Below are 22,074 nucleotides of genomic sequence, written 5' to 3' on the forward strand. Positions count from 1 at the left end.
CTTGGTTGCGTCCTTACCGGCAGTCAATCCGCCGATAGGTGAGGCGCTTCCCCTCGATACCCTTGAGGGCTTTCACGGTGCGTTCCATGTCCTCAACGCCAAGCGCGGTACGTTCGTTATAGCGGAAGTCGAACTCGGCCAGATAGCGCTTGAGGTGCGTAGAGCTAACATGGTGGTAGGTGCCGTTGATGCCGCGCTTAAGCAGGGAGAAATAGCCCTCGACCGTGTTGGTGTGGGCGTCGCCGCGAACATACTCGTTGATGCTGTGATTGACGCTCTCATAGCGAGCGTACTCGGGTCCGATAAGGCGATACTGGCCCGCGTCGTCGCTCATCAGGGTTGAGGCGCGGTCGATCTGCTCAAAGAGGATGGGGCCGAGGCTCTTAGCGTTCACGCTCTTAACGTGATAGGAGCGAACACGCCCGCCGCGTTCGACCAGTGCGAAGGCAGTCTCTTTGCCCATGCTGCCGATGTTCTTCGGGTTGCGCTTGGAGACGTGCTTGTTCTTCTCCTTGCCGCCGATCAGGGTTTCGTCGGCCTCGACAACCTTGTCAGGTCCGCCCTTGGGGCCTTCGTCTTTAGCGGGGCGCATGGCCTCACGGATACGGTGCGCCATGAACCAAGCGGTCTTGTAGGTGACGCCAAGCATGCGGTGTAGCTGATGGGCGCTCATGCCCTTCTTCGACGAGCAAAGCAGATGCGTTGCCATGAGCCACTTGTGCAGTTTCACATGGGAGCGCTCATAGAGCGTGCCGACGCGGACCGTGAACTTCTTGCGGCACTCGCGGCAGTGATACCAGCCCTTGCCCATGGAGCCCTTGGCCGGGAGAGCCTTGACCGTATCGACTTGGCCGCAGAAGGGGCAGAACGGGCCATCCGGCCAGCGCTGCGCCTCAAGGTATTCGCGGGCTGCGTCCTCGTCGTGAAAGATGGGGTTCGAAATGTCGGTCACTGGCTCTCTCCTTCCCTTTATAGGTGGGGAGTCTGCCTTGTTCAGTCAAGTATATAATCACCCTCGATGGGGGAGGGTCGGGGTTGGGGGTGACACCCTCTCCACTGCAAGCTGCCGGCGCGGAGTCGTGCTGTCGCTGGGACAGCATGAGGGCGTCTTTCTGACTGTGGGATTTCCTCATGTTGAGGACGCCTGAAAGGCCGTCTCGAATCACGTGGAAGTCCCTGCCCGCCTCACGGGTGTCATTCAATTCAGTAGGGGCCAGAGGACTCCTCGGCCGTCACAACAACGGTGCGAAGAGCAGCAGGGCGGCACCGATGCCGATGCCGAGCAGGGCCAGCAGGCAAAGGCGTGAAAGCCAGCGGCGCAAACGGCTGCCGCGGTCGAGCGGACCGGGCTTGTGCTGCGTCATCAGGGTGGGGTCGAAGAGCATGGTAACAGGGTGCCTTTCCTAAAGAGTTCCCCCGGAGGCTATGCCTCCTTCCAAAATCCCCTTGGGCGCTGCGCGCCCTTCCAAAATCCCCCTGGGCGCAACGCGCCTTTCCAAAATCCCCCTGGAGGCTGAGCCTCCTTCATCTTCCCCCAACGTACGGTCGTTTCCGGCAATCGGCTCCAAAACCTCCAGCGCCTCCGCCGTGACCGCGTAGCGCAGCGGTCCCCCCGGCGTCACGGCATCGAAGGGATAGCAGGTCACCAGGGTCAGCAGGTGGCGGTCCTCGCCGGACCGGGCGATCACCTCCTGCCGAACATCCAGGATCGCGTGGTCGCGGACTTCATAGTCCTGCCAGGTCCCAGCGCGGTCCTGCAGGCGAAAGCGGTTGCCTTCCTCCAGATAACGCAGGAAGGCGAAATGGGTGTCGCGGTGGCCGCCCAGAATGCTGTGGTTCAGGGCTTCGGTCCCCTCGACCCGGCCGGGGCCGAAGGCGAGGCTGCGGCCCGAGGCGCCGGCGAGAACAAAGAGATCGATTTCCAGATCCGGCACCTGCAGACGGGCGACCGGCCAGGTGTCGGCCCAGGGCCAGGGTTTCGCGCGCTCCGCCCCAGCCAGGGTCGCTGCCCAGGCCCGGTCGAGCAGGTGCTGGGCGAGCCAAGCCTTGCCCTTGATCAGCCCGGCCCCGCCGAGCTGCCAGAGGCCGAGGCCGATCAGCAGCAGGGCGAGGGCGAACAGGGCCCGGTTCGTGGTCAGGACTTTAGACAAATTGCACCCCGCCAGGCGCCCCGCCGGACAGCGTGGCCCTGCGGCTGCGATAGCGGATCAGGGCCAAGAGCCCGAGGCCCAGCAGCAGGTAGGCCAGACCGATGATCAGCATGCGCTCGGCCGGGGTTGCCCCCTGGGGCAGAAGCACGGTCTGGCCATCGGCCTCGATCGCCTGCAGCAGGGGGGCCGGCAGGGCCTGCTGACGCAGCAGGGGGCCTTCGGTCGCCGGCTCGGCTTCACCCGGCTGCTCGCCGAAGACCTTGCCGGCATCCCAGCCCGCCGGCAGGTTGCGTTCGATCTCCTCGCTTTGCAGGGGCTCGTCCCGGGGCCGCGCGATTTCATCGTCGATGGCGACCAGGCTTGTGTAGCGGGTGACCATGTCGTGTTCCAGGGCCAGGGCCAATGCCTCGGCGCGGACGGCGGCGCGGTCGATGCCGCCGCCGGATTGATAGAGCTGGTCTTCGATGTCCACCAGCTTGGCGCGGGCCCAGAGGCTGGCGGTGCCCGCCGCGGGCTGTAGGCCGGAGAGGTCCAGGCGCTGCTGCCAGGGGCCCTCGTTTCCTGTGCCGGTGATCAGCATCTGGCCATTCAGCTCGTCAAGGCGAATGCCGGCGAGACGTGCCGAGAAGGTGACCGGTTCGCCCTTGTAAAGATCGGGCAGCGGGGTGGGATAGGCCTCGACCCGCTTGCCCGCCGCATTGGGCCAGCCGACGCGGATATCGGTCAACGCCGGGTTCTCCAGCTTGGCGAAGAGCGCCTCCATGCGCGCGGTAACCTCCGTCAGATCGCCGATGTGGGTGAAGCTGCCGCGCCCCAGTTCCGCCGACTTGCGCATGAAGTAGCTGTTGGGGGCGGAGCCGATGCCGATGGTGAACAGCCGGCTTTCGCCCAGTCGCTCGGCCAGCAGCCGGAAGAGTTCCGCCTCGTTGCTGACGGCGCCGTCGGTCAGGAAGACGATCTGGCTGATGGTGCCGTCGCCCGCGCCGCCGGTCAGGGCGAGATCCAGGGCCGGGGCCATCTCGGTGCCGCCGTCTGCCTCCAGAGTGCTGACATAGTGAAAGGCCTGGGCCACGTTGCCGACGGAGGCGGTAACCGGACGGCGGTAGAGGGCGTGGGTCTCGCTGTTGAACTGGATGACGTTGAAGCGGTCCTCCGGGTTCAACCGCTTCAGGGCGGTGATCACAGCAGTCTTCGCCTGATCGAGGGATTCGCCGAACATGGAACCGGAGGTGTCGATGATGAAGACCAGTTCGCGGGGAAAGGGGCCGGGCTGCGGCTCCTCGGCGATATCTCGCCCGCCGGCCTTGCTCGGCGGCACCATCATCACCAGCAGATGGGTGTCGTCGCCGACCTGCTCGCCGAAGACGGCGGCCTGCGGCACGGCGCTTGCCACCGGCGCCCACTCCAGAACGAAGTCGCGGTCCGCGGGAACGCTGCCGTCGCGAAGGGTGATTTTCTGCAAGGTCCCGTCTGCGGTTTCGATCACCACGGGATGATAGAGGCTGCGCAGGCTGCGCAGATCCATGCCCGCATCGAGGCTGACGGTGAGGGACAGGGGGTTCAGCTTCTCGGTTGTGGCCACGGGGCCGAAAAGGTCGCGTGTTTCAGCCGGATTTTCCCTGTCGACGGCGGGTTGCAGGGGCTGGTTTGACGGGGCCTCTACGACCGCCGGCGGTGCCGGGCTGTAGCGGGGCGCAACGACCATGGGAAAGCGCAGGGAGAAGACGCCGTTCTCGAAAGCAACGGCGTCCTGGTAGCCGATCTCCACCGTGATCTTCTCGCCCGGGCCGATGTTGGCGACGGAGGTGACGAAAACGTTGGGCCGCTCGCCGCTGACTAGGCTGGCGCGCTGGCCGTTTTCAGCGGCGGCCTTGTAGGCGCGCTCGGCTTCCGCCTTTTCCATGATCTTGCCGGCGACCCGGCGCTCGCCGATGGTCAGGGTCAGGCGGTCGACGGCGGAACGCTCCGGCAGGGGAAAGACATAGATCCCCTCCATCCACTGCTTGGTCGGGTTGTGGAAGACCTGGCGGACGGTCACGCGGTTCACCATGCCGTTGACGGCCATGGAGACATCGCTGCTGAGGGTCGGGGCCTCCAGGCCGCTGCCCTGCTCGGCGGAGCGGAAGAACAGCCCGCTCGGCATCGTTTCGCCGGCCTCGGCACCCTGGGCCGAAGACAGGCGCCCGGCGGCCAGGCTCAGGGCCATCACCAGCGCCGTCATCACCAGGGCGCCGCCGATGATCAAGACGGCCTGCAGGCAGGCTTTCACCATCTGCGGCGGGATCAGGCTGGATGGCCGGTAGGGCAGCATTTCGTGACGCATTCTTCTCGTCCCCCCAAGGACTCTCGGTTCTTTTAAGGACCGGCAACATCGGGCGGGGCCCGGGCGCCGGTCTTCCATGACCGGGATTAGGCACCCGGACCGTGGCGAGAGCCGACCGAGATTGCGGCGATTCCATGGTCGCTTGTGGCCGATTAAGGCGCGGGTTCAGGGACGGGGGAGGGGTTTCGGTGCGGATTCATGCAACCCGGCTTCCACGGATTGCCGGTTGCCAGCGCAACGGGGCGGGGATTAAGTTGCCCGCTGGATCGTTGTCAGGACGATGCCTTTCACCAAGCCGGGAGAAAATCGATGTCCGTGATCGCGGAGCGTTTGTCGCGAATCAAACCCTCGCCCACCATTGCCGTCTCGACCAAGGCGCGTGAACTGAAAGCTGCCGGCCGAGACGTGATCGGCCTGGGCGCCGGCGAGCCGGACTTCGATACCCCCGACAACATCAAGGACGCCGCTATCAAGGCGATCCAGGACGGCGACACCAAGTACACCGCCGTCGACGGTACCCCGGCCCTGAAGGAGGCGATTTCCGCCAAGTTCAAGCGCGAGAACGGCCTGGACTATTCGCCGGCGGAGATCACCGTGGGCACCGGCGGCAAGCAGGTGCTCTACAACGCCTTTCAGGCGACGGTGAACGCCGGCGACGAAGTCATCATCCCGGCGCCTTACTGGGTGTCGTACCCGGATATGGTGCTGCTGGCCGAGGGGGAGCCGGTCTTCGTTTCCTGCGGCGCCAACCAAAACTTCAAGCTGCAGCCGGAGGCCCTGGAAGAGGCGATCACGCCCAAGACCCGCTGGCTGATCCTCAACAGCCCCTCCAACCCCACCGGTGCGGCCTATACCCGCGCGGAGATGAAGGCGCTGACCGACGTGCTGATGCGTCATCCCCATGTCTGGGTGCTGACCGACGACATGTACGAGCACCTGGTCTACGACGATTTCGAATTCGTGACCCCGGCCCAGGTCGAACCCGGCCTGAAGGACCGCACCCTGACCATGAACGGCGTTTCCAAGGCCTACGCCATGACCGGCTGGCGCATCGGCTATGCCGGCGGGCCCGAGGCGCTGATCAAGGCCATGGCCAAGGTGCAGTCGCAGTCGACCTCCAATCCCTCTTCGGTCAGCCAGGCTGCCGCGGTGGAGGCACTCAACGGGCCGCAGGACTTCATCGGCGAGCGCGCCGAGGTGTTCAAGCAGCGCCGCGATCTCGTGGTCGCTATGCTGAACGATTGCCCCGGTCTGCACTGTGCGAAACCGGAGGGGGCCTTTTACGTCTATCCCTCCTGTGCCGGCTGCATCGGCAAGAAGACCCCCGACGGCAAGAAGATCGAGACCGACGAGGACTTCGTGACCTATCTGCTCGAATCCGTCGGTGTGGCCGCGGTGCAGGGCGAGGCCTTCGGCTTGACCCCGCATTTCCGCGTTTCCTACGCCACCTCGACCGAGGCTCTGGAAGAGGCCTGCAAGCGCATCAAGAAGGCCTGCGAAGCTTTGACCGACTGATGCTGACGCCTTGATGCCCTAGCGCGCCATGCCGCTCGACGCGCTGCTCGACAGTCATGACGGTCTCGGCCTGGCGGATCTGATCCGCCGGGGCGAGATCGCGGCGCCCGAACTGCTGGAGGCGGTGATCGCGCGGATCGAGGCGCGCGACCATCAGGTGAACGCCGTGGTGCACCGCCTCTTTGACCAGGCGCGCAAGGATCTGGGCGGGGGTACGCCCGGCGGCCCCTTCGCCGGGCTGCCGTTTCTGCTGAAGGATCTCTATACCTTCCGCCGCGGCATGCCCTGCGGCAACGGCAGCCGCTGGTTTGCCGACTACGTGTCGCCCTTCGACGATGCCATGGTGGCGCGCTGGCGTGCTGCCGGCCTGGTAACCGTCGGCAAGTCCAGCACCTCCGAATTCGGCCTCAACGTTTCCACCGAAACGCTGCAGCACGGCGCCACGCGCAATCCCTGGAACCCGGCATACTCGGCCGGCGGGTCGAGCGGCGGGGCGGCCGCCGCGGTGGCCGCCGGCATGCTGCCCCTGGCTCATGCCAGTGACGGCGGCGGCTCGATCCGCATTCCGGCCTCCTGCTGCGGTCTCTTCGGTCTGAAGCCCAGCCGCGGCCGCAATCTGACCAGCGATGCCTGGGCCGGGCTCACCGCCTTTCATGCCGTCAGCCGCACGGTGCGGGATTCGGCGGCGCTGCTGGATGCCGTCTGCGGACCGCCCGTGGATCACCCCTACAGCCTGCCCAAACCGGAACAGCCCTTTCTGAGCGCGCTCGACGGGAAAGCGCCGCGGCTGCGCATCGCCTGGACGACCAAAACGCCGGATTGGGTACCGCTGCACCCGGAATGCCGGGCGGCGGTGGAGCGGGCGGCGGCGATTGCCGAGGAGCTCGGTCACGAGGTTGTCGAAGCGGGCCCCGCCATCGACTATCAGGCCTTGGGTCAGGCGATGGTCGTCATTGTCGCGGCCAACATGGCCGATGCCCTGGCGCCCGGTAATCTGCTGCGGCCGAAGGGTGCGACCCGGGCCGATGTCGAGGTCATGACCTGGGCCTTCGCCGAACGCGGCGCCAAGATCGCGGCGGTGCAGTACCTGCGCGCGCAGCGCACGATCCGGCTGATCGGCGACCGGCTCCATGCCTTTCTTGCCGACTACGACATCCTGATGACGCCGACCATGGCGCAGCCGCCCATGAAGCTGGGCGCGCTCGACACCAACAGCGATGACTTTGATGGCTTCAACAGCGCCGTCCAGCCTTACGTCGCCTTCACCCAGATGTTCAACATGTCGGGTCAGCCGGCGGCTTCCCTGCCGCTGCATTGGACCGAAGAGGGGCTGCCCATCGGCGTCCAGATCGCGGCTCCGCTGGGCGAGGAGGCGCGGCTGTTTTCCCTCGCCGGTCAGTTCGAGGAAGCTTGTCCGTGGTTTGACAGGAGGCCTCCGGTCTAAGCTGTCCCAAGCCTCCCCTTCTCATTTGGAGAACACGGGCATTTAGGGAACACGGGGCGGCGATGCTGCGGGAGATGTCATGTACAAGCTTTACTGGGCGCCCGATACGGGCGCCTTCGCGCCGGAGGTGGTGCTCGCCCTGGCAGGGGCGCCTGTCGAACTGCTGCCGGTCGATTACCACGGCAAGGAGCAACAGGGCGCAGCCTACCGGAAACTGAACCCCATGGGTCAGATCCCCCTGCTGATCCTGCCGGATGGCACGGTAATGACCGAGTCGGCGGCCATGGTGCTGCATCTTGTCGACGCCTTCCCGGAGGCCGGTCTGGCGCCGCCGCCGGGCAGCCCGGAACGCGCCGTTTTCGACCGCTGGCTGGTCTTCATGGCGGTGAACCTCTACACCGCCGACCTGCGGCTCTACTATGCCGAGCGCTACTCGACCGACCCGGCAGCGGTATCCGGCATCAAGGCGGCGGCGACGCGTGATCTCGACCGGCAGTTCGCGATCATCGAAGAGGCCTTGGCGGCCGGCCCCTTTCTTCAGGGCGCCAAGCGCAGCGCCGCCGATCTCTATCTGCTGATGTTGTCGGACTGGTATCCGGCGGCGCGCGACCTGCCGGCCATCGCGCGGTTGCGGGCGGCGCTGCTGGACGACCCGGTCGTTTTCGAGGTGCGCAGCCGCTACCGCAAAGACTGAAGCGGCTACGCAATTATAATTAAAATGATTATAATTAAAAATGCTTATAAGATGTTGATTTGACTATTCTATTCTCTTTACCTTTTCCTAAGCGACTCTGGGGATTATCGGCAAATCCAATCTGCCGGAACGTATAAGCCGGCGGCTGATAAAACGATCAGAGAGAGAAACGATGCCTGCCTTGGTCGCCGCGAAAAACATCAAGCTGACAACGAAGACGATGGTCTTGACCATCGCGCTTATTATTGTAGCCGCTGCCGCCTGTGCCGCTGCAGCCGTCTTCGCCATTCAGGCGGAGATCCGCAACCAAGTGGTCGAGCGCCAGTCCGCAAGCCTGCGCATTGCCGCTGACATTTTCGCCGACCAGCACCCGCAGTTGCAGGTGACGCGCAAGGGCGCGCTGGTGGAGCGCATCACCATCGACGTGATCCCGGAATTCACCGACCATGCGATGATCGACCGGATTGGCGATCTTACGGGCGAGACCGCCACTGTCTTTGTCTGGGACAACGAATCCCAGGATTTCTGGCGCCGCACCACCAACATCAAGAAAGACGACGGCAGCCGGGCCATCGGGACGCCGCTGGGTCAGAAGGGCGCGGTCTATCCCATTTTGACCAAGGGCCAGACCTTCCGGGGCGAGGCGGTCATTCTCGGCAAGGCCTACTATACGATCTATGAGCCGATCTTTTCGTCGGACGGCAAGGTCATCGGCATCCTCTATGCGGGTGTGTTGAAGAGCAACATCAATGCGGTGCTGGATGCACTCACCACCAAGCTTGCGATCACCTCGGCCGTGACCATCCTGGTGACGGCCCTGATCGCCTTCTTCGCCTTCAGCCGTCTGTTGCGGCCGCTGCCGCGCCTGGCGGGCCTGATGGACCGCCTGGCCCGTGAGGACACCGATGTCGAGGTGGCCTACCAGGGTCAGGGCGACGAGATCGGCGACATGGCGCGTGCCGTTCAGGTCTTTAAGGAAAACGCCCTGGAGAAGCGCCGGCTGGAACAGGAGCGCAAGCAGCAGGAAGAACGTGCGGCCGGGGAAAAGCGCGCAGCGATGAACGAGCTGGCGGGTGAGTTCGAGGCGTCGGTGGCGGGCAAGGTGTCCAGCGTGCTCGATGCCGCCTCTCACATCGACGACTCGACCAAGCAGGTTCGCGAACTGGCCGGCGAGACCAGCGACAAGAGCACCCAGGTGAGCACCGCGGCCGAGGGCGCGAGCGGCAACGTGGACAGCGTGGCGGCGGCGGCGGAGGAGATGTCGGCCTCGATCTCGGAGATCGCGCGGCGGGCCAGCGAGTCGGCGAAGGTTGCCGCCGACGCTGTGCAGCAGGCGGACTCCACCAATGAGACGGTGCAGTCTCTCGATACCGCGGCGCAGAAGATCGGCGACGTGGTGAAGCTGATCAACGAGATCGCCGAACAGACCAACCTGCTGGCGCTCAACGCCACCATCGAGGCGGCGCGCGCCGGCGAGGCCGGCAAGGGCTTCGCCGTGGTGGCCAACGAGGTCAAGGCTTTGGCTTCTCAGACCACCAAGGCCACCGAGGAAATCTCTGAGCAGATCAATGCCATGCAGCAGGCGACGACGGAAGCGGTGTCGGCCATCGCCAGCATCCGCGGCGTGATCGGCCAGGTCAACGAGTCGACCACCGCCATCGCTTCGGCGGTGGAGGAGCAGAATGCGGCGACGCAGGAGATCGGGCGCAACGTCGAATCGGCGGCTACTGACACCTCAAAGGTGTCGAGCACGATCACCGAGGTGCGCGCCGCCTCCGAACAGACGATGTCGGCGGTCCAGCAGGCGGTGGCGGCGATCGAGGGGCTGAACGGCGATGCCAACGACCTGAAGCAGCAGGTCGGCGCTTTCCTGGAGAAGGTCCGCAACAGCGCCTGATCCTGCGGGCACCAAGCCGGCGATATCAAAGTCCTGGCGTGACGGTGGAGGGGCGGTCCATTTGGGCCGCCCCTTCGCTCTTACGGTTCAAGCTTCAGGCCGCGAGGCGCTGGTCGAGGCCGGCGGCGGGCTCCAGGCCGAGCATCAGGTTCATGTTCTGCACCGCCGCGCCGGAAGCGCCCTTGCCGAGGTTGTCGAGCACCGCCACCAGCAAGGCCTGATCCCCGGCGCTGTTGCCGAAGACGTAGAGGCGCATGGCGTTGGTGCCGTTCAGGCCTTCCGGGTCCAGATCCTCGCGGGCCGCGGTTTCCGCCGCACCGGCGACGGAAACGAAGTCCTGGCCGGCATAGTGGGCCGTCAGCCGTTCGCGCAGGGCGTCCGGGGTCGGTTTGCCGGGCAGGGCCCAGAGCTGCAGCGGCACCTGTACCAGCATGCCCTGGTGGTAGTTGCCGACCGCCGGCAGGAACAGCGGTGTCTCGTCGAGACCGCCGTGGACCTGCATCTCCGGCAGGTGCTTGTGGGCAAGACGCAGAGCGTAGGCGCGATAGGCATTGCTCAGCCGGTCCGGCGCCGCCGGGTCCTCATAACGCCGGATCAAGCCCTTGCCGCCGCCGCTGTAGCCGGAGACGGCGTTCACCGTGACCGGGAAGTCGCGGGGCAAAAGCCCGCCGGATACCAGGGGACGCAGCAGGGCGATGGCGCCGGTCGAATAGCAGCCGGGGTTACTGACCCGCTTGGCGGCGGCGACCTTGGCCGTCTGTTCGGCATCCATTTCCGGGAAGCCGTAGACCCAGTCCGGATCGGTGCGGTGCGCCGTGCTGGCGTCGATGACCCGGGTGTCCGGGTTGTCGATCAGGGTGACGGCCTCCCGCGCTGCGGCGTCGGGCAGGCAGAGGATCGCCAGATCGGCGGCGTTCAGGGCGCGGGCCCGGGCGGCGCTGTCCTTGCGTTCTTCATCGGCCAGGCGGATCAGGCGGACGTCGGCGCGCGCCTCAAGGCGCGCCCGGATCTGAAGTCCCGTGGTGCCTGCTTCGCCATCGATGAAGACTTGCGCCGTCATTGTCCTCTTGTCCTTTTCCTCTTTGTCTCTGCGGCTACATCCACTCAGAATCTGCGCAGCCATAAAGGCGCCCGCTCGACCAGGAGCGGCGCCCCGCTGCTTACTTCTTACAGAGACAGCCTAACATCGGCTTTACGCCGTTCCAAGCCGCTGAATCTGCTCACTCTGCATCTTCTCCGGCCTGCTACCCCCTGTTTTTGGTTGCCAGCGGCAGCCGATCTTTGAAACCATAGGGCTTCAAAAGCGGTCGCAAACGACCCACTGCTCAACCACTAGAGCAGATCCGGGTTTGATGGAATCGTGTTAGCGATCCATCCAACCCGGTGAATCTGCTCTAACTAATTGATGGCGATCGGATTCACATATTTTGGCGCAACCACGAAGTGGTTCCGTCAAAATATGACCCGATCTAGAACAGTTCGCCCCAGGCTTGCCATGGGGAAACTCATGGGCCGACCCGCCGGGGGCGACGGGGAGGAAACCATGACGTCCGGATCGGTACCGTCGGCGCGCTGCGCCGCTCTCGTGGGACCCTATACCAGCGGCAAGACCACGCTGCTGGAAGCCATTCTTCATCAGGCCGGCGCCATTCACCGGAAGGGATCGGTGATAGACGGCAACTCCGTCGGCGATTCCTCACCCGAGGCCCGTGCCCGTCAGGTGACGACCGAACCCAATTTCGCACACTGCGAATATCTCGGCGAACGCTGGTCCTTTATCGACTGTCCCGGCTCCATCGAGTTGATGCAGGACAGTCACTCGGCGTTGATGGGCGTCGACATCGCGATCGTCGTGGCGCCGCCGGAACCGGAGCGCAGCCTGACCCTCGCGCCGATATTCAAGTTCCTCGACGACTATCAGATTCCCCATGTTCTTTTCGTCAACAAGATGGACAAGGCGGCGGCGCGTGTCCGCGACATGCTGGAAGCCCTGCAGGCGGTTTCGAGCAGACCCCTGGTGCTGCGCCAGGTGCCGATCCGTGACGGCGAGCAGGTGACCGGGTTCGTCGACTTGGTGAGCGAGCGGGCCTGGCGCTACAACATCAACAAGCAGTCCGAGCTGATTGAAATGCCGGAGCAGGTGAAGGACCGCGAGACCGCGGCCCGCCAGGAGATGCTCGAATCCCTGGCCGATTTCGATGACGGCCTGCTGGAACAGTTGCTGGAAGACAAGGTTCCGCCTTCCGATGATATCTATGAGCAGCTGGGCAAGGACCTGGCCGGCGATCTGATCGTGCCGGTGCTTTTCGGCTCCGCCGAGCTTGGTCAGGGCATTACGAGATTGCTGAAGGCGCTGCGCCACGAAGGCCCGGACCCCGCCGCAACTGCGGCGCGCCTGGGCGTGCCGGCGGGTGAGGGCCTGGCGGCCAGCGTGATCCGCAGCATCCACCAGTCGCATACCGGCAAGATGTCGATTGCCCGCATCTGGCGCGGTGCGATCAAGGACGGCGATACCCTGGGAGACGAACGGGTCTCCGGTCTTTACCGGCTCATGGGCGGCGAGAATCAGAAGGCTGAGCGCGCCGGGGTCGGCGATCTTGTGGCGCTGGGCCGTATGGAGTCCCTGGCGGCCGGCGACCTCTTGACGGAACAGGGCCGCAACCCGGATGCCGGCCTGATCTGGCCGGAGACGCCGCGGCCGGTTTTCGCGCTCGCCGTCTCTCCCCACAACCGCCAGGACGAGGTAAAGCTGACCGCCTCGATCGGCAAACTGGTGGAGGAAGACCCCTCCCTGGTGCTGGAGCACAACGCCGATACCCATCAGATGCTGCTGCGTGGCCAGGGAGACATTCACCTGAAGCTGGCCATCGAGCGGCTGAAAAACCGCTACAACGTGGAAGTCGATGCCGAGCGGCCGCAGACCTCCTACAAAGAGACCATCCGCAAGGCAACCAAGCAGCATTCCCGTTTCAAGCGCCAGACCGGCGGCCACGGCCAGTTCGGCGACGTCCATATCGAAATCCAGCCCCTGCCGCGCGGCGAGGGCTTTCAGTTCGTCGACAAGGTGGTCGGCGGCTCGGTCCCGCGTCAGTACATCGGCGCCGTCGAGCACGGCACCAAGGAGTACCTCGACCGTGGTCCTCTGGGTTTTCCGGTGGTCGATGTGGCCGTCACCCTGGTTGACGGCCAGCATCACTCGGTGGACTCCTCGGATCAGGCCTTCAAGACCGTCGGCCGTATGGCCATGGCCGAGGGCATGCCGAACTGCGCCCCGGTCTTGTTGGAGCCGATCTACGAAGTGACGATCTCCGTGCCCAACGAATTCACCAACAAGGTGCATTCGCTGGTCAGTACCCGGCGCGGACAGATCCTGGGCTTTGAAATGCGGGCGGGCTGGAAGGGCTGGGACGACCTGAAGTGTCACCTGCCGGAAGCGGAGCTGCAGGATCTCATCATCGAACTGCGGTCCCTGACCGTCGGTGTCGGCAGTTTCGACTGGCGTTTCGATCACCTGCAGGAACTGACCGGCCGCCTGGCCGACCAGGTCATCTCCGAACGCCGCGGCGGCGAGGCCTGAGGGCGGGTCTTGCTGTGCGTCAGGGGTGGGTATCAGGGGCGTTTCCAGGTAGGAAACGCCCTCTCTTGATGCCCTGTCACATATCTGGAATAATTCCAGGAATCCTTGTAAATCCTATGAAAATACCTATATTTTCAGAGTGAAAAGACAAAAAACGCCGTTAGGCGGTTTGACGGAGAGAAGGACAGAAAGATGCAGATCAACACCGGTATTCCCGCAGATGACCGTAAAGCCATTGCCGACGGGCTGTCGCACCTTCTGGCCGATACCTACACGCTCTACCTGAAGACCCACAGCTTCCATTGGAATGTCACCGGGCCGATGTTTCAGACGCTGCACACCATGTTCGAGGAAGAGTACACGGAGCTTTGGGCGGCCCTGGACGAGGTTGCCGAGCGTATTCGTGCCCTCGGTGAACCGGCGCCCGGCAGCTACGTCGCCTTTGCCAAGCTCACCTCTATCGAAGAGGAGCCGGGGGTGCCGGAGGCCAAGGACATGATCCGCCAGCTTGTCGCCGGTCATGAGGCGGTGGCAAAGACGGCGCGGTCGATTTTCCCGACCGCTGAAACAGGCAATGATGAGGTGACGGCCGACCTGTTGACCCAGCGGATGACGGTGCATGAAAAGACCGCCTGGATGCTGCGGTCGCTGCTCGACTGACCGCCTCAGTGGATCTAGGCCGGCACCGCAACCGACGCCGTGCCGGCCGATCTTTCAACGGGGTTTTCAGAAGTGGCCGGCGGCGGCAGACAGACGCTGATCTTGGTGCCCTGGCCGGGCTGACTTTCCAGAACAAAACGGCCGCCGTGCATTTCGACGAGAGACTTGGCGATGGGCAGGCCGAGGCCGGCGCCGCCGAATTGGCGTGCGTAGCTGGATTCTACCTGACCGAAGGGCGACAGCACCTTTTTGACGTCATCCGCAGCGATACCGATGCCGGTGTCGGTCACGGTGATCATCAGATGCCCGAACTTGTCCTCGCCGACCCAAAGGCCGACCTGGCCACCTGATTTGGTGAACTTCAAAGCGTTTGACAGCAGATTGAGCAACACCTGTTTGATGCGCCGCTCATCGCCGAATGCGACAGGCAGATCCGGCGCAACATCGATCGACAAAGTGATTCCCTCGGCCAGGGCCTGACCTTCCAGAAGTCTTTTGCAGCTCTCGGCCAGGGCGACGGGATCGAAGACCGAGGTGTTGAGTGTCAGCTCCCCGGCTTCGACCTTTGACATGTCCAATACGTCGTCGACGATGTTCAGCAGCAGGCGCCCGGACGACCAGATGTTGTCGGCATATTCGCGTCGCGTCGCCTCGTCGTTGGTGCCGGGCATCTGCACTTTTAGGATTTCCGAGAAGCCAAGGATTGCGTTCAAGGGCGTGCGCAGTTCATGGCTCATAGTCGCCAGAAACTCCGACTTCATGCGGTTTGACTCCTCGGCCCGCGCTGCGGTTCGCGCCAATTCCAGGGTCTTGCGGTATTGCCGCTCGGTGCGTTTCTCGCTGCGCCAGACCGCAAAGATCAGCAACAGGTAGAGCGAGAGAAAGGTGCTGCCGACAGTGGCCTGCAACAACACCTGACGCCGGTGGGTGACCGCGAGCAGGTCGGTCACATCATGGTAGACCTCGAAAACACCCTCGATGGCGCCGGAGGCGCTGGTGATCGGCAGATAGCTCTCCATGATATCGCGGTGCGACAGCTCTCTCTCGAAGGCATTCAGGCTGTCACGATGGATCAGATTGTTCACGGGCCGGCCGATGCGCGCCGCCGTGAAGTCCTGGTTGCCGCGTTTGTCCGCCCCGATGTGTTGCGGGTTGGTGGAGAAAACCGTCAGGCCGTCCAGGTCGTAGATTTTGATCTTGACGATGGAGAGGTCACGCATATGCGTGAGCACTTTCCGGCGGATCGCCTGGGTCTCGGGATGTTGGCGGATCGCGTCGGGGGTCAGGATATGGGCCGTGGTCAGGAAGCCGGCATGGGCGTCCCAGATGGTGTTTGAAAAGACCCGCGCTACCGCTTCGTTGCTCCGCGCTGCGAACTCGTAGAGATCGTTGGCTGCGATCTCCTTGTAGAGATTGATCAGCAAAACGCTCGCCGCAATGACGATCAGCCCGGCGAAAAGGGCAAAGCGCTTGGTCAGGGGCAGGGACTGTTCGGCCATCTTCGGAGGAGCTTCGATCAAACCAATTGAATGCCTTTGCGGGCGGCGGCCGCTACTTGCGGATTCCATAGCAGAAAGGCTCTTTCGAATTGATTAACCTTCTTCCTATATTGCGTTGCGATCATACTCTTCCTGGCAGAATCGCTGGGGTTGTGGCGCATCCGGCGGGCTCGCATTTAGTTGACTTGTTCAACCAGGGTCCGCGGGCTACCTCCTTTAAAGGGACCACCGGCCGTTGAAGTGAGGATCTATGCTCGTTCGGATCAAACGCGGATGGGAGCTGCCTGAATCCCAGGCAACGCCCGAGGATGTCTTTCTCAAGCGTCGGAGCCTGCTGAAGGCCGCCGCGGCAGGACCGCTGCTGCTGGGCGCCGGCGGCCTGCTGGCGGCCTGTGACGAGGGGCCGAACCAGGTGGCTGAGGCCTCGGAAAACGCTGAGGCTGCCGACCCCTCGGCGGGCCTCTACCCGGTGGAGCGCAACGCCCGCTACACCCTCGACCGGCCGCTGACCGACGAGAAACTCGCCACGACCTACAACAATTATTACGAATTCGGCTCCTCCAAGAATATCTGGCAGAAGGCGCAGGCATTGCCGCTGCGCCCCTGGACGGTGGCCATCGACGGCATGGTCGAGGCGCCGATGGAAATCGGCATCGACGACCTGCTCGCCAAGATGCCGCTGGAAGAGCGGCTCTACCGCCATCGCTGTGTCGAAGCCTGGTCCATGGCAGTGCCCTACAGTGGCTTTCCGATGAAGGCGCTGGTCGACCTCGCCCGGCCGCTGTCCTCGGCCAAATATGTGAAGATGGTGACCTTCGAGGATCGCGACGTCGCCTCCGGCCAGAACGCCGCCTGGTATCCCTGGCCCTATATCGAAGGGCTGACCCTGGCGGAAGCCGTCCACGAGCTGAGCTTCATCGCCACCGGCCTCTACGGCAAGCCGATCCCCAAGCAGAATGGCGCGCCGCTGCGCCTGGCCGTGCCCTGGAAGTATGGTTTCAAGCACATCAAGGGCATCGTCCGCTTCGAGTTCACCGACCAGCGCCCGGTTTCCTTCTGGGAGGAGATCCAGGGCGGCGAGTACGGTTTCTGGGCCAATGTGAACCCGGAGGTGCCCCATCCGCGCTGGAGCCAGGCAACCGAACGGGTTCTGGGCAGCGACGAGCGGGTGCCGACCCTGCTCTACAACGGCTATGGCGAGTTCGTCGCCGACCTCTACAAGGACCTGGACCCGGTCCAGGACCGCCTGTTCATCTGAGGCAGTCTGAAGCTGCCATAACGCAGCCGAAAAGGTGGGGCGCGACCGGTTTGCGCCCCCTTTTTTGTGGAATCACTCCCGAAAAGAAAAAAGCCGGGCCTCTAGGGCCCGGCAAGTTGAACAGGGAGGCTTCACGTCTGGGAGACGTAGGACCTTGAAGTGCAAGGCGGGAACCCTGCGGTAAGGCCCTTCTCCGAGCGGGGGGCGCTCGGAACTGAGTGCCGGCGGGGGGCCGGAAACTCGGAGGATGCTGCGTCGCAACATCCGATGATTTAAAAATAGGGATTTGAGGTTATTTTACTACATACATATGGACAGTGGTGATATGCGGGTGCTGCATAGCTAGACAACCATTTGAAATTATTGAAATAAATGATGAATTTTTTGCGTCGGTGCAGGGCGATTTCGCTGCGCTGCAACGTCTCGGGAAAGGTTCTAAAACTTAGACTCTGCAACTTTGCGTAGCAGAAAATCCCGGAACACGGAGATCCGCTTAGACCGCTTCATCTCCTCCGCGTAGACGAAGTAGGCGTCGAACTGCGGTCCGGTCAGCTCCGGCAGAATTTCCACAAGATCGGCGTTGTTGTAGCTCATGTATTCCGGCAGGGCGCCGATGCCGGCCCCTGATTGGACCGCCTTCATGACGCCGTAGACGTTATTCACCGTCATCGTCGGGCGGCGCAGCTGGCCTTCCTTGAAGCCGACCCGCAGCAGCCAGTTCACATCGGGCACCGGCGGTCGTACGTCCTCGCCGTAGACCACGATACGGTGATTGTCCAACTCCTCGGCGGTTTGGGGCACGCCGTGCTTCTTGATGTAGGTGGCCGCCGCATAGATATGCATATGCACGGTCATCAGGTGCCGCTGGATCAAGTCGGCCTGGCGCGGCGGCGAGAAGCGGATCGCCAGATCGGCCTCCCGCATGGAGAGGTCGACCTCCCGGTCGAGCAGCAGCAGGTGGCACTCGATCTCCGGGTAGACCTCGATGAACTCGTGCATGCGCGGCGCCAGCCACTGCGAGCCGAAGGCGACGGTGGTGGTGATCTTCAACGGTCCCTTGGGGCGGTCCTTGCTTTCGGTGAGCTGCGCCTCGGTCATGGCCAGCTTGCCGAAGACCTCGTGGGCCGTGCGGTACAGCAGTTCGCCCTGCTCGGTGAGGATCAGGCCGCGGGCATGGCGATGGAAAAGCGGCACCTTCAGACTGTCTTCGAGAGCCGAGATCTGGCGGCTCACCGCCGACTGGCTGAGGTTCAGCAACTCGCCGGCATGGGTAAAGCTGCCCGCCTCCGCCACCGCGTGGAAGATGCGCAGCTTGTCCCAATCCATGATGGTGGCGCCCAGGCCCCGCTTTTGGGGCAGGCCAACATCGTCCAGCACGAGAGCCTCCAAAGCCTGATGGTTGCGTGTCGTCGCGACGCGCGAACCGGAATGTATGGACAGAGTCGGGAGCCGGTCTACTCCGGAAATCCCCGAATCAGTATAGTTCAGCCGCGCCTGGGATGCTATTCCGCCGCTTCGCTGGCGGAATCTTCCAATTCCGCCAGATACTTCTCGGCCTCCAGCGCGGCCATGCAGCCCATGCCGGCCGCCGTCACCGCCTGGCGGAAAACCTTGTCGACGCAGTCGCCGGCCACGAAAACGCCGGGCACCGAGGTGCCGGTGGCGCCGGATTCGGCCAGCAGATAGCCTTCCGAATCCATCGCCAGCTTGTCTTTGAAGACCGCCGTCGCCGGATCGTGCCCGATGGCGATGAAGGCCCCTTCGCAGGGGATCTCGCTCAGCGCGCCCGACTGGGTATCGCGCAGGCGCACCGCTTCGACACCGTCCATCGGGCCGTCGCCGCCAAGGATGTCGTCGATCACGGCGTTCCAGCGCACCTCGATTTTCGGGTGGCGGAACAGCCGGTCCTGGCCGATCTTCTCGGCCCTCAAGGCGTCGCGGCGATGGATGAGAGTAACCTTGGAGCAGATGTTGGCGAGGTAGAGCGCCTCTTCCACGGCGGTGTTGCCGCCGCCGACCACGACGACCTCTTTATCGCGGTAGAAGAATCCGTCACAGGTGGCGCAGGCGGAAACGCCGCGGCCGTTGAATTTCTGCTCGCCGGGGATGCCCAGCCAGCGCGCCTGGGCACCGGTCGCGATGATGACCGCATCGGCGGTGTAGCTGGTGCCGCTGTCGCCCTTCAGGACAAAGGGCCGGCGGGTGAAGTCGACCTCGGTGACGATGTCGGAGACCAGCTCGGTGCCGACATGCTCAGCCTGCTTTTGCATCTGCTCCATCAGCCAGGGGCCCTGGATTACGTCGGCAAAGCCCGGATAGTTCTCCACATCGGTGGTGATGGTCATTTGGCCGCCCGGCTGCAGCCCGTGCACCAGCAACGGTTTCAGGTTGGCCCGCGCGGTGTAGATGGCGGCGGTCAGCCCGGCGGCGCCGGAGCCGATGATAAGGACCTTGCTGTGCCGGTTCCGGCTGTCTGAGGCTTGCGCCATGTCGGAGACTCCTGACTTATACAGTCTTCAGAAAATAGAGAGCCCGCCGGGGGGCTGCAAGAAGCGGCGGCGCAAGAGCTGTGGATGAAGGCGGATTCTTGACCGCCGTGCCCCGCGCCCGCATGGTGCGCGCCGCCACGATGATATTGAGTGGCTTGGGAACTGGTGTTTTTGGGAACCGGCAGGATGAGTTTCACGATCAGGCAAGCTGAGGCCCGCGACCGGGAGGCCTTGATCGCGCTGTTTCAGGCGCTCAATAGTCATGAAAACGCGATAACCGGCGACCGCCGCACCGACCGCAGCGGCGCCGAGGAGACCCTGGCCGAGTCGCAGGGTCAGGTGGAGCGCAGCGATGGCGTCTTCCTGGTGGCTGAAAGCGCCGGCAGGGTGGTCGGCCTCATGACCCTGACCTTCGAGGAGGGCCCGGTCTATCTGCAGGCCGAGGCCCGGCCCTACGCCCATATCGGCGACCTCGTGGTGGTGGAATCGGAGCGCCAGAAGGGTATCGGCCGCGCCCTGATGACGGCGGCTGAAGAACACGCGGCAAGCCGCGGATACCGGGAGGTGACAATCGGTGTGCTGGTCGGCAACACCTCGGCCGAAGCCGCCTACGCCCGGCAGGGATTCCAGCCCCTGGGCCTCAATCTGGTAAAGGCCATCGGGCCCGATTAGCAGTTCAAGTTGTCTGTGGTTGGTTACGGCGCGGCGGAATTCTGCTGCCGTGTCCGAGAGGAGATTTGCGTTGGTTATTCCTTTCGTTGTCGTCTGTTCCGTTCTCAGCGCGCTTGCCGGGGGCCTTGTGGTGCGTTTCGCCCGCCGGGGCCTGGCCGCCTCATTGCTGTTCGCGGCCCTTTCCGGTCTGGTCTTGTCGACCCTTTTGCTGTGGTGGCGCCAGGGCGGCCTCTGGTTTCTCTAGAGCTTTTTCGACTTGCGTCGAAGCGGTTCCGGCCCGCCTATTCCTGCGCATCGGGATTGAGGCGGCTGGCCACCGGCGTCGCCGCGTGGCCGACAGGTAAGGCGGTGCCGGTCTCGGTCGCCGGTTTTCCGCCGGTCGCCAGGCGCAGGAGTGCCAGCAGGGCGGTGGCCGCCTGCAGGGTCGCCAGACAGAAGAACAGTGCCGGCGCCCCCAGGTGGGTGATCGAGAGGCCGCCGACCAGCGGCCCGAGGAAAATCCCCACGTTCATCACCAGCACCAGCGCACCGGAGGCCGCAACCATCTGCGCCGGTGTAGGCGGTCGTTGCAGTGGGTGACACCCAGGGAGTAAAGCGGGAGCATGAAAGCGCCGACCAGTCCGACGGCGGCAAACAGCCATCCGCCCGCTGTAATGCCGGCGTCGGATAGCTGGCTGATGAAGGCAACGGCAAGGCTGGCAAGAAAGGCCAGGATCGCGGCGCCCGCGATCACTAGCCGGCGGTCGATGCGGTCGGACAGCGCCCCCAGCGGAAACTGCGCCAGCATACCGCCGAGGGTGCCGGCGGCGACCAGCAGGCCGATTCTGTCACCGGACAGACCGAGCGCCACGCCGAACAGGCCGAGGCCGACGTAAAAGGCTCCCTGGGAGAGGCCGTTCAGAAAGCCGACGGAAAGGCCCAGAGGCGAGATCCGAAACAGTTCACGCACGCCGAGGCGTGCCGGCTCTTCGAAGGTCTGGTTCTGCCGCGCCGAGAGCAGCATCGGCACCAGCGAGAGAGAAATCAGAACCGAGACAATGACGAACAGCAGAATTCCCCGGCTGTCCGGCAGGTAGAGCAGGAGTTGACCGAGGGCGGCCCCGCCGGTCTGGGTTATGAAGTATACGGACAGCAGGGCGGCACGGGTCTGGTTGTTGGCGCGGCCGTTCAACCAGCTTTCCGCCACCACGTAGAGGCCCGGAAAACAGAACCCGGCCAAGGCCCGCATGGCGGCCCAACTGAAGGGGTCGGCGGTCACCATATGGACCAGGGCGGAAATCGAACAGAGAGAGGCAAGGGCGCCGAAACTGCGGATGTGGCCGACAGCGGCGACGATCTTGGGCGCGACGATACAGCCGAAAATCGCTGCCAGGGGGTAGGCCGCCTGCATGAAGGTGATCTCGGTCTGGGTGAAGCCCAGATCGGTGGCGCGCAGGGTCACCAGGGTCACCATTAGGCCGTTGCTGATCATCAACAACAGCATGCCGAGGAACAGCGGCCAGGATTCCATGATGGCGCGGTACAGCACCGGCGGCTCCATTCGCGGGGAACAGAAGAAAGACCTCTCTGCTCCCCTAACGGAGTTCCGGTTCCCTGCCAAGCCTAGTGTGTCTGGGGCTCGGTGTGCGCCGGTTTAGCCGTCCTCTTCCCGGAAGCGGGTGGTGGGATCTTCGATTTCCCTGATGATCGCTTCGAAGCGGGCGATGATTTCGCGCGCCCTGGCGACGTCCACCGTCATGGTATCCGGGCCGTCGGCGCTGTCGCCGCTGATGCTCGACTCAAGATCGCGGATGGTTTCCGCCATTTGCTTTTTCAAGCGCAGCAGGTAGGCAAACTGGCGAAAGCTCCAAACCGTTTCGCCGCCGCCAGTGACCAGGGGGCCATGGGGCATGATCG

General features: G+C 64.0%; 20 protein-coding genes. 9 read left to right on the plus strand and 11 right to left on the minus strand.

Features of this window, described 5'->3' with window-relative positions; all coding sequences use genetic code 11:
• Positions 1–13 precede the first annotated feature (13 nt).
• The 4 genes from ACP146_RS02835 to ACP146_RS02850 form a co-directional block, all read right to left on the minus strand.
• Positions 14–952: an IS1595 family transposase gene (locus tag ACP146_RS02835; RefSeq protein ID WP_422365253.1), complete on the minus strand. Its 939-nt coding sequence runs from the start codon at positions 950–952 to the stop codon at positions 14–16.
• 280 nt (positions 953–1,232) lie between these two features.
• Positions 1,233–1,385 (minus strand): hypothetical protein, encoded by a 153-nt coding sequence (locus tag ACP146_RS02840; RefSeq protein ID WP_422365254.1) that lies wholly within the window; start codon positions 1,383–1,385, stop codon positions 1,233–1,235.
• A gap of 18 nt (positions 1,386–1,403) precedes the next feature.
• The gene (locus ACP146_RS02845) at positions 1,404–2,150 is read right to left on the minus strand and encodes a class GN sortase (RefSeq protein WP_422365255.1); all 747 of its coding nucleotides are present in this window, start codon (positions 2,148–2,150) and stop codon (positions 1,404–1,406) included.
• A complete protein-coding gene (locus ACP146_RS02850) occupies positions 2,143–4,473 on the minus strand; it encodes a marine proteobacterial sortase target protein (RefSeq protein WP_422365256.1) in 2,331 nt (776 codons plus the stop codon). Before ACP146_RS02850 ends, ACP146_RS02845 begins: the two co-directional genes overlap by 8 nt.
• Before the next feature lie 309 nt (positions 4,474–4,782).
• On the opposite strand from ACP146_RS02850, the gene ACP146_RS02855 reads away from it, so the two are divergent.
• The 4 genes from ACP146_RS02855 (at position 4,783) to ACP146_RS02870 (ending at position 10,023) form a co-directional block, all read left to right on the plus strand.
• Positions 4,783–5,988 (plus strand): aspartate transaminase, encoded by a 1,206-nt coding sequence (locus ACP146_RS02855; RefSeq protein ID WP_422365257.1) that lies wholly within the window; start codon positions 4,783–4,785, stop codon positions 5,986–5,988.
• Between the two features lie 28 nt (positions 5,989–6,016).
• Positions 6,017–7,432, plus strand: coding sequence for an amidase (locus tag ACP146_RS02860; RefSeq protein WP_422365258.1), 1,416 nt, complete (start codon positions 6,017–6,019; stop codon positions 7,430–7,432).
• A 79-nt stretch (positions 7,433–7,511) separates the two neighbouring features.
• The gene (locus tag ACP146_RS02865; RefSeq protein WP_422365259.1) at positions 7,512–8,126 is read left to right on the plus strand and encodes a glutathione S-transferase family protein; all 615 of its coding nucleotides are present in this window, start codon (positions 7,512–7,514) and stop codon (positions 8,124–8,126) included.
• Between the two features lie 172 nt (positions 8,127–8,298).
• Complete coding sequence (locus ACP146_RS02870) at positions 8,299–10,023, plus strand: methyl-accepting chemotaxis protein (RefSeq protein WP_422365260.1); 1,725 nt, start codon at positions 8,299–8,301, stop codon at positions 10,021–10,023.
• Between the two features lie 94 nt (positions 10,024–10,117).
• On the opposite strand, the gene argC is transcribed toward ACP146_RS02870, so the two are convergent.
• A complete protein-coding gene (gene argC, locus ACP146_RS02875; protein ID WP_422365261.1) occupies positions 10,118–11,083 on the minus strand; it encodes an N-acetyl-gamma-glutamyl-phosphate reductase in 966 nt (321 codons plus the stop codon).
• A gap of 483 nt (positions 11,084–11,566) precedes the next feature.
• Here argC and ACP146_RS02880 point away from each other — a divergent pair, with 483 nt between their 5' ends.
• Entirely contained in the window at positions 11,567–13,600 is a 2,034-nt protein-coding gene (locus tag ACP146_RS02880; RefSeq protein ID WP_422365262.1) for an elongation factor G, read from the plus strand.
• Between the two features lie 192 nt (positions 13,601–13,792).
• Positions 13,793–14,260, plus strand: a complete 468-nt coding sequence (locus ACP146_RS02885) for a Dps family protein (protein ID WP_422365263.1) — start codon at positions 13,793–13,795, stop codon at positions 14,258–14,260.
• Between the two features lie 14 nt (positions 14,261–14,274).
• On the opposite strand, the gene ACP146_RS02890 is transcribed toward ACP146_RS02885, so the two are convergent.
• Entirely contained in the window at positions 14,275–15,759 is a 1,485-nt protein-coding gene (locus ACP146_RS02890; RefSeq protein ID WP_422365264.1) for a sensor histidine kinase, read from the minus strand.
• Positions 15,760–16,009: 250 nt separating this feature from the next.
• Here ACP146_RS02890 and msrP point away from each other — a divergent pair, with 250 nt between their 5' ends.
• Complete coding sequence (msrP, locus tag ACP146_RS02895) at positions 16,010–17,017, plus strand: protein-methionine-sulfoxide reductase catalytic subunit MsrP (protein WP_422365265.1); 1,008 nt, start codon at positions 16,010–16,012, stop codon at positions 17,015–17,017.
• Between the two features lie 435 nt (positions 17,018–17,452).
• On the opposite strand, the gene ACP146_RS02900 is transcribed toward msrP, so the two are convergent.
• Positions 17,453–18,343: a LysR family transcriptional regulator gene (locus ACP146_RS02900; RefSeq protein WP_422369612.1), complete on the minus strand. Its 891-nt coding sequence runs from the start codon at positions 18,341–18,343 to the stop codon at positions 17,453–17,455.
• Between the two features lie 176 nt (positions 18,344–18,519).
• A complete protein-coding gene (gene trxB / locus ACP146_RS02905; protein ID WP_422365266.1) occupies positions 18,520–19,506 on the minus strand; it encodes a thioredoxin-disulfide reductase in 987 nt (328 codons plus the stop codon).
• Between the two features lie 186 nt (positions 19,507–19,692).
• Between trxB and ACP146_RS02910 the strand changes: the two genes are divergently transcribed.
• Together ACP146_RS02910 and ACP146_RS02915 are read left to right on the plus strand one after the other, a co-directional pair.
• The gene (locus tag ACP146_RS02910; RefSeq protein WP_422365267.1) at positions 19,693–20,178 is read left to right on the plus strand and encodes a GNAT family N-acetyltransferase; all 486 of its coding nucleotides are present in this window, start codon (positions 19,693–19,695) and stop codon (positions 20,176–20,178) included.
• Positions 20,179–20,248: 70 nt separating this feature from the next.
• Positions 20,249–20,422, plus strand: a complete 174-nt coding sequence (locus ACP146_RS02915) for a hypothetical protein (protein WP_422365268.1) — start codon at positions 20,249–20,251, stop codon at positions 20,420–20,422.
• Positions 20,423–20,459: 37 nt separating this feature from the next.
• Here ACP146_RS02915 and ACP146_RS02920 read toward each other — a convergent pair whose 3' ends face one another.
• From ACP146_RS02920 to ACP146_RS02930, 3 genes are all read right to left on the minus strand, one after another.
• The gene (locus tag ACP146_RS02920; RefSeq protein WP_422365269.1) at positions 20,460–20,723 is read right to left on the minus strand and encodes a hypothetical protein; all 264 of its coding nucleotides are present in this window, start codon (positions 20,721–20,723) and stop codon (positions 20,460–20,462) included.
• On the minus strand, positions 20,690–21,706 hold the full coding sequence (locus ACP146_RS02925) for an MFS transporter (RefSeq protein WP_422365270.1): 1,017 nt from the start codon (positions 21,704–21,706) through the stop codon (positions 20,690–20,692). Before ACP146_RS02925 ends, ACP146_RS02920 begins: the two co-directional genes overlap by 34 nt.
• A 105-nt stretch (positions 21,707–21,811) precedes the next feature.
• On the minus strand, positions 21,812–22,069 hold the full coding sequence (locus tag ACP146_RS02930) for a hypothetical protein (RefSeq protein ID WP_422365271.1): 258 nt from the start codon (positions 22,067–22,069) through the stop codon (positions 21,812–21,814).
• Between the last annotated feature and the right edge of the window lie 5 nt (positions 22,070–22,074).

The organism is Pelagibius sp., assembly GCF_965249265.1.
Classification (GTDB): domain Bacteria; phylum Pseudomonadota; class Alphaproteobacteria; order Kiloniellales; family Kiloniellaceae; genus Pelagibius.

Bases quoted from the DNA above. Each gene is read 5' to 3' on its own strand.
- ACP146_RS02840 (WP_422365254.1), bottom strand. From the start codon at position 1,385: ATGCTCTTCGACCCCACCCTGATGACGCAGCACAAGCCCGGTCCGCTC.
- ACP146_RS02850 (WP_422365256.1), bottom strand. From the start codon at position 4,473: ATGCGTCACGAAATGCTGCCCTACCGGCCATCCAGCCTGATCCCGCCG.
- ACP146_RS02855 (WP_422365257.1), top strand. From the start codon at position 4,783: ATGTCCGTGATCGCGGAGCGTTTGTCGCGAATCAAACCCTCGCCCACC.
- ACP146_RS02860 (WP_422365258.1), top strand. From the start codon at position 6,017: ATGCCGCTCGACGCGCTGCTCGACAGTCATGACGGTCTCGGCCTGGCG.
- ACP146_RS02865 (WP_422365259.1), top strand. From the start codon at position 7,512: ATGTACAAGCTTTACTGGGCGCCCGATACGGGCGCCTTCGCGCCGGAG.
- ACP146_RS02870 (WP_422365260.1), top strand. From the start codon at position 8,299: ATGCCTGCCTTGGTCGCCGCGAAAAACATCAAGCTGACAACGAAGACG.
- argC (WP_422365261.1), bottom strand. From the start codon at position 11,083: ATGACGGCGCAAGTCTTCATCGATGGCGAAGCAGGCACCACGGGACTT.
- ACP146_RS02880 (WP_422365262.1), top strand. From the start codon at position 11,567: ATGACGTCCGGATCGGTACCGTCGGCGCGCTGCGCCGCTCTCGTGGGA.
- ACP146_RS02885 (WP_422365263.1), top strand. From the start codon at position 13,793: ATGCAGATCAACACCGGTATTCCCGCAGATGACCGTAAAGCCATTGCC.
- ACP146_RS02890 (WP_422365264.1), bottom strand. From the start codon at position 15,759: ATGGCCGAACAGTCCCTGCCCCTGACCAAGCGCTTTGCCCTTTTCGCC.
- msrP (WP_422365265.1), top strand. From the start codon at position 16,010: ATGCTCGTTCGGATCAAACGCGGATGGGAGCTGCCTGAATCCCAGGCA.
- ACP146_RS02900 (WP_422369612.1), bottom strand. From the start codon at position 18,343: ATGGATTGGGACAAGCTGCGCATCTTCCACGCGGTGGCGGAGGCGGGC.
- trxB (WP_422365266.1), bottom strand. From the start codon at position 19,506: ATGGCGCAAGCCTCAGACAGCCGGAACCGGCACAGCAAGGTCCTTATC.
- ACP146_RS02910 (WP_422365267.1), top strand. From the start codon at position 19,693: ATGAGTTTCACGATCAGGCAAGCTGAGGCCCGCGACCGGGAGGCCTTG.
- ACP146_RS02920 (WP_422365269.1), bottom strand. From the start codon at position 20,723: ATGGTTGCGGCCTCCGGTGCGCTGGTGCTGGTGATGAACGTGGGGATT.
- ACP146_RS02930 (WP_422365271.1), bottom strand. From the start codon at position 22,069: ATGCCCCATGGCCCCCTGGTCACTGGCGGCGGCGAAACGGTTTGGAGC.